A 6,351-nucleotide genomic window follows, 5' to 3' on the forward strand; every position below is an offset into this window, starting at 1 on the left:
TCCGCTGTGCTACTGGACGGAGCGTCCATGTCCTCGCCCACCCCCCATGCCTCCGGATCCACGGGCGGCTACCGCTGGCGATGGCTGATCGTCGCCGTCATGCTGACGGCCGAGATCATGGATCTGCTCGACGGCACCATCGTCAACGTCGCGGGCCCAGCGCTCGAGCAGTCGCTCGGGGCCACCTCCGTCGCCCTGCAGTGGGTCATCGGCGGCTACGCGCTCGCGCTCGGCGCCGGGCTGATCCTGGGCGGACGCCTCGGCGACCGGTACGGACGCCGACGGATGTTCCTGATCGGGCTGGCCGGCTTCACGCTGGCCTCGCTGCTGTGCGCGCTGGCGCCCACCGTCGGCGCGCTGATCGCGCTCCGCCTGGTGCAGGGCTTCGCGGGCGCGATGCTGCTGCCCCAGGGGCTCGGACTGATGCGCGACAACCTCTCCGGCCGCGAGCTGGCGACGGCGTTCGGCGTCTTCGGGCCGGTCTTCGGGCTCGGCGGCATCGTCGGACCGATCCTCGGCGGGGCGCTCATCGAGGCGGACGTCGCCGGCCTCGGCTGGCGCAGCGTGTTCCTCGTCAACGTCCCGATCGGCGTCACGGCGCTGATCGTCGCGTGGCGCATCATCCCGCGGGCGCCGGGGAACCGGGCGGTGACCGTCGACCTGCTCGGTGCCGCGACCGTGGCCGTGTCCTCGGCGCTGCTCGTCCTGCCGCTGAACGAGGGGCAGTCGCAGGGCTGGCCGCTGTGGACCTGGCTGTGCATGGGGACGTCCGTGCTCGGCTTCGCGCTCTTCGTGCTCCGGCAGCGTCGGCTCGCCGATCGCGGCGGGGTGCCGCTGGTCACGCCCAGCCTGTTCCGCAAGACGGCGTACACCGTCGGGCTGGGCGGCATCGCGATCTTCTTCGCCGGACTCGTGGGGAACCAGCTGGTGCTCACGCTGTTCCTGCAGATCGGCCACCGGTTCAGCGCCGGGGAGGCGGGGCTCGGCAACCTGCCGCTCGCGATCGGGTCGGCCGTGGGCGGCGCGATCAGCGGCGCCGTGCTCACCGAGCGGCTCGGTCGCCGCGTGCTGCAGCTCGGGCCGCTCGTGCAGCTGGCGGGCGCGGCCCTGCTGTGGATCGAGCTCGGCGCGGGCGGCGCGTTCTCCATCTGGCAGATCGTGCCGGGGGTCGTCGTCTCCGGCGTCGGCTCCGGGATCGTCATCGCCGCGCTGTTCACGATCATCCTCGGCGCGGTCGACGGCCACGAGGTCGGGACGGCGTCCGGCGTGCTCACGGCGGCGCAGTCCATCGGCTCGTCCGCCGGGGTCGCTGTGCTCGGCTCGGTGTTCTTCTCGACGGTCGCCGCCGACGGCGCAGCGCAGGCGTACCGGTCGGCGCTGCTGGTGCTGGGAGGCCTGCTGGTGGTGTTCCTGCTCGTCAGCCTGCTCTTCCCGAAGGACTCGCGTCCGACGAGCGAGGAGTCCGCGTCCGTCGCCGGCGAGCCCGCCCCCGCGGGCTGACCTCGGCACCGATGCCCAGCGGTCGGTCGGCTCGCTCACGGCGGACGGACATACCGTCCTCAGGCGACCAGCAGGCCGCGGACAGGAGCGGTCATGGCCACCACGGTGAGCGAGTTCGTCATCCGGCGGATGCAGGAGTGGGGCGTCTCCCGCGTCTTCGGGTACCCCGGCGACGGCATCGGGGCGTTCGACGGCGCCCTCGGCGCGGCCGACCGGTCGGGCACCGGCCTGCAGTACATCCGCCCGACCCACGAGGAGATGGCGGCCTTCATGGCGACCGGCCACGCCAAGTTCACCGGCGAGGTCGGTGTCTGCATCGCGACCTCGAGCCCCGGCGCGTTCCACCTCCTGAACGGCCTGTACGACGCCAAGAGCGACAACGTGCCGGTCGTCGCGCTGGTCGGCCAGCAGGGCCTCGCCTCGATCGGCACCTTCACGCAGCAGGAGGACAACCTCGAGCGGGTCTTCGCCGACGTCGCCTGCTACGTGCAGACCATCACGACCCCCGAGCAGGCGCAGGCCGTCGTCGACACCGCGTTCCGCACCGCGATCGCCCGCCTCCAGCCCGCCGTGATCGTGCTGCCGCACGACGTGCAGGCGATGAAGGCGGAGCAGCTCGGCGTCGAGCACTGGGTGTCCCGCTCGAGCGCAGTCGCCGCGTCCACCCGGATCACGCCGCCGGCCGACGAGCTGCAGCGCGCCGCTGACGTGATCAACGCGGGCTCGAAGGTCACCTTCCTCGTGGGAGCGGGCGCTCGCGGCGCGACCGACGAGGTGCTCGAGGCGGCCGAGCGGATCGGCGCCGGCATCATCACGGCGCTGCGCGGCAAGGACGTGATCCCCTCCGACGTCCCGTACCACTCGCAGCAGGTCGGGCTGCTCGGCTCGCTGCCGAGCCTGCACCAGATCGAGGGGTGCGACACCATCGTGCTGCTCGGCACGAACTACCCGTACGGCGAGTTCCTGCCGAAGACGGGGCAGGCCCGCGGCGTGCAGGTCGACCTGAAGCCCGAGCAGCTGGGGATCCGCTACCCGACCGAGGTCAACCTGTGGGGCGACGTGCGGTCCACGCTCACCGCCCTCCTCCCGCTGCTCGACCGCACCGAGGACCGGTCGTGGCAGGAGGGGATCGCCGCCGGCTTCCACGACTGGGAGCAGGAGATGGCGGCGCAGGCGATGCTCGCCTTCCCGGACGGCGGCAACCCGCGCCGCATCTTCCACGAGCTGAACGCCCGCCTGCCCGACGGGGCGGTCGTCACCTGCGACGCCGGCACGACCGCCGACTGGTACGGGCACCACATCCGGCTGCGGCGCGGCATGCGGGGGGACCTGTCCGGCCGCCTCGCGAGCATGAACGGCGCCATGCCGTACGCGATCGCGGCGAAGTTCGCGCACTCGGACTGCACCGTGGTCTGCACGATCGGCGACGGCGCCTTCCAGATGCTCGGCATGAACGAGCTGATCACGGTGAAGAAGTACCTCGCGTCCTGGGACGACCCGACGTTCGTCGTGATCGTGATGCACAACGACGATCTCGCGCAGGTGTCGTGGGAGATGCGCACCGAGGACGGGAACCCGGTCTGGCGTGGCTCGCAGGACGTCGAGAGCGTCGACTACGCCGGCTGGGCCCGGCTGCTCGGGTTCGACGGCATCACGGTGACGAAGGACGAGGACGCGGCTGCGGCGGTGGAGGCGGCCCTCGCGCACCGCGGCGTCACGGTCATCGACGACCTCGTGACGCGGAACGCGCCGCCCCTGCCGCCGAAGATCACCGCCGAGTACCGGAAGAACACGCTGAAGGCGTTCGCGAAGGGCGACCCGCTCGCCCCCGCCGCGCTCGTCGACTCGGCGGAGGGCCTGGTGTCGGAGGGGATCGAGCGCGTCAAGGGCGCGCTCCACCTCGGCGACAAGCGGGACTGACCGCGTGGTCCAGCAGCGCCGCCCCGCCACCGAGCACCGGTGGCCACCCGTCGTCGCCATCGTCGTCGCCCTCGCGCTGTACGGGGCGCTGCCGAGCGAGGTGCCCGTCGGGCTGCGGGTCGCGGTCGTGATCGTCGGCGTGCTGCTCGTCGTGCCGGTGGTGGTGCTGAACCCTGCGCGGCTCGATCGGGAGACGCGGTGGTCGCGGCGGCTGTCGATCGGCCAGGTGCTGCTGCTCCTGCTCGCGAACCAGGTCGCGCTCGGCATCGTGATCCACGCGCTGCTCACCGCGAGCAAGGCGGACGGGCCGCTGATCCTGCTCGCGACGCTGCAGGTCTGGGTCACGAACGTGATCGCGTTCGGGCTCGCGTACTGGGAGCTGGACCGGGGCGGGCCCGTGTCGCGGCGGATCAAGCCCAGGCCGCAGCTGCCGCACGCCGACTTCCGGTTCCCGCAGGACGAGGACGGCGACGCGGTGCGGGAGGTCGCCGCGGGCTCCTCCGAGCGCAGCGGCTGGGTCGCGGCGTTCGTCGACTACCTGTACTTCTCGCTGACGAACTCGATGGCGTTCTCGCCGACCGACACCATGCCGCTGACGACGCGGGCGAAGGCGCTGATGGGACTGGAGTCGTTCCTCGCGTTCGTGATCCTGGCGCTCGTCATCGCGCGGGCGGTGTCCCTGCTCGGCTGAGGTGTCCGTGCCCGTCCCTAGGGTGTCCGGGTGCTGGAGCAGGCGGAGGTCGACCTCGGGCGGCGGGCGTTCCGCCTGACGCTCGCCGGCACCCTCGTGTCGGCGCTCGGGCAGGGACTGACGCTGCCGTACCTGTTCGTGTACCTGCACGACGTGCTCGGCGCGCCGCTGCCCGTCGCCGGGGTGGTGCTGGCCGTCGCGTCGGTCGTCGGTCTCGGCGCGACGACGCTCGGCGGCCCGCTCGGCGACCGGGCCGGGCTCGGGCGGCTCGCCTGGATCGGGCTGCTGGTGCAGGCCGCGGGGACCGCGGTGCTCGCGGCCGCGCCCGGCGCCGGCGTCGCCTCCGCCGGGGTGGCCCTGAACTTCATCGGCAACGCCCTGGTGTGGCCGGCCCTGAACGGGCTGGTCGCCGTGCAGATCCCGGCGGAGGGCCGCTCCCGCGCCTACGCGCTGCGGTTCGGCATGCTGAACGCCGGCATCGGCGTCGGCGGCCTGCTGTCCGGCTGGATCGTGTCGGTCAGGGAGCCCGCGAGCTTCCACCTCGTCTACGGGGTCGACGCGGCGACCACCGCGGTGTTCGCGGTGCTGATCCTCGCCGGCCTGCGCGGGTCGCCCGGCTACCGCTCCGCGCCCCGTCGGGCGGTCGCGGAGCGCGGTGGGTACGCCGTCGTGCTGCGCGACCGCGCGTTCGTCGGCTACCTCGCGGTCGCGCTGGCGTTCGGCGTCTTCGGGTACGCGCAGCTGAACGGCCCGTGGGCGTCCTTCGTGACCGGCGCCGGCGGCAGCACCACGCAGGTCGTCGGGTTCGCGTTCGCCGCGAACACGGCGGCGATCGTGGTCCTGCAGCTGGGCGTGGAGCGGTGGACGCGACCGTGGCGGCGCAGCCGGATGCTCGTCGCGACCGCGGTGATCTGGGGGATCGCGTGGGTGATCTCCGCCGTCGCCGCCCTGCCTGTGCTGCACGGACCGGTCGCGGCGGTCGCGTTCGTCGTGTCCCTCGCCGTCTTCGGGCTCGGGGAGACGTTCTACAGCCCGATCGGCGGCGGGATGCCGAACGCGCTCGCGCCCGAGCACCTCCGCGCCCGGTACAACGCGCTCGCGGCCTCGACGTGGCCGCTCGGCGGGTTCATCGGGCCGCCGCTCGCCGGCGTCCTGCTCGGCGGGTCGATGCCGCTGTCGTGGGTCGCCGTGATCGCGGTCGGCATGGCCGTCACCGCGGTGGTGGCGGCGGTGCTCGGCGCGCGCCTACCGTCCGCGGTGGAGCGCCCCGCGGTCTGACGTGGAGGGCGCGGTCCCCACGCCGGCGCGGTGGCTGGAGCGACGCGCGGTTGCTGGGGCGTCGCGCGGTATGCATGCGCACCGCGCGACGCCCGGAGCACCGCGCGACGGCGGGCGATCCACCGCGCGACGCCCCGACCACCGCGCGGCGCCCCGAGTACCGCGGAGGATCCGCAGCGTCCCGCGGGGCGGTGGGCGCGTGCTGGCACGATTGCGGCGTGACCGCCGACGTCGTGCAGACCGCCCGCCGCCTCGCGGAGGAGGTGCTGCTGCCGGACGCCGAGGCGGTGGACGCCGCGGAGCGCGTGCCGTCGGCGCACCTCCTCGCGCTCGACGACGCGGGGCTCACCGGGCTCGCGGCGACCGACGCCTCCCTCGAGACGCGGATCGACATCACGACCGCGCTCGCCGGCGGCTGCCTCGCGACCGCGTTCGTGTGGCTGCAGCACCAGGGCGCGCTCGGTCCCGTCCACCGGGCGGAGGGCCCGATCGCCCGGTTCGCGGGGGATCTCGCCGCCGGCCGGCTGCGCGCCGGCGTCGTGATCACCGCGGTGCGGGGGCCGGCGGCGCTGCGCCTGTTGGGGGATGGGGAGGACCGCACGATCTCCGGCAGCGCCTTCTGGGTCACGGGCTGGGGCGTCGCCGACGTGCTGCGGGTGGCCGCGGTGGAGGAGGACGGCGCGATCACCACGGCGCTGCTCGACGTCGGCCCCGGCATGCACTCCGAACCGGCCGCGCTCGTCGCCGCGAACGCCTCCGCGACCGTGACGCTCGCGTTCGACGCGGTGCCGGTGCCGGCGGACCGCCTGATCGACTCCGTGCCGTGGGCGGACTGGGCCGCCGCCGACGCTGCGGGCCTCGCGGGCAACGGCGCCCTCGCGCTCGGTGTGGCCGGCCGGGCGGCCGTCTCCGCCGGCTCGGCCGCGCTCCTCGACGAGGTCGGCGCCGCGCGGGCCGCGCTG

Annotated in this window: 5 protein-coding genes; all 5 read left to right on the forward strand. The window is 74.1% G+C overall.

The window, feature by feature from the left end; genetic code table 11:
- The first annotated feature begins 27 nt into the window (after nucleotides 1-27).
- Nucleotides 28-1,500, forward strand: a complete 1,473-nt coding sequence (locus tag ACFE60_RS06450) for an MFS transporter (protein ID WP_375388024.1) — start codon at nucleotides 28-30, stop codon at nucleotides 1,498-1,500.
- A 93-nt stretch (nucleotides 1,501-1,593) separates the two neighbouring features.
- Nucleotides 1,594-3,420, forward strand: a complete 1,827-nt coding sequence (locus tag ACFE60_RS06455; RefSeq protein ID WP_375388025.1) for a thiamine pyrophosphate-requiring protein — start codon at nucleotides 1,594-1,596, stop codon at nucleotides 3,418-3,420.
- A 4-nt stretch (nucleotides 3,421-3,424) separates the two neighbouring features.
- A complete protein-coding gene (locus tag ACFE60_RS06460) occupies nucleotides 3,425-4,111 on the forward strand; it encodes a hypothetical protein (protein ID WP_375388026.1) in 687 nt (228 codons plus the stop codon).
- A gap of 30 nt (nucleotides 4,112-4,141) precedes the next feature.
- Complete coding sequence (locus ACFE60_RS06465) at nucleotides 4,142-5,389, forward strand: MFS transporter (protein WP_375388027.1); 1,248 nt, start codon at nucleotides 4,142-4,144, stop codon at nucleotides 5,387-5,389.
- A gap of 218 nt (nucleotides 5,390-5,607) precedes the next feature.
- Nucleotides 5,608-6,351 (forward strand): hypothetical protein (locus tag ACFE60_RS06470; RefSeq protein ID WP_375388028.1); only part of this gene is annotated, 744 nt, incomplete at its 3' end.

Source organism: uncultured Amnibacterium sp. (genome assembly GCF_964245895.1).
In the GTDB taxonomy this organism is placed as follows: domain Bacteria; phylum Actinomycetota; class Actinomycetes; order Actinomycetales; family Microbacteriaceae; genus Amnibacterium.

What these genes read in the sequence shown, in the direction of transcription:
- ACFE60_RS06450 (WP_375388024.1), top strand. Translation starts at nt 28, where the DNA reads ATGTCCTCGCCCACCCCCCATGCCTCCGGATCCACGGGCGGCTACCGC.
- ACFE60_RS06455 (WP_375388025.1), top strand. Translation starts at nt 1,594, where the DNA reads ATGGCCACCACGGTGAGCGAGTTCGTCATCCGGCGGATGCAGGAGTGG.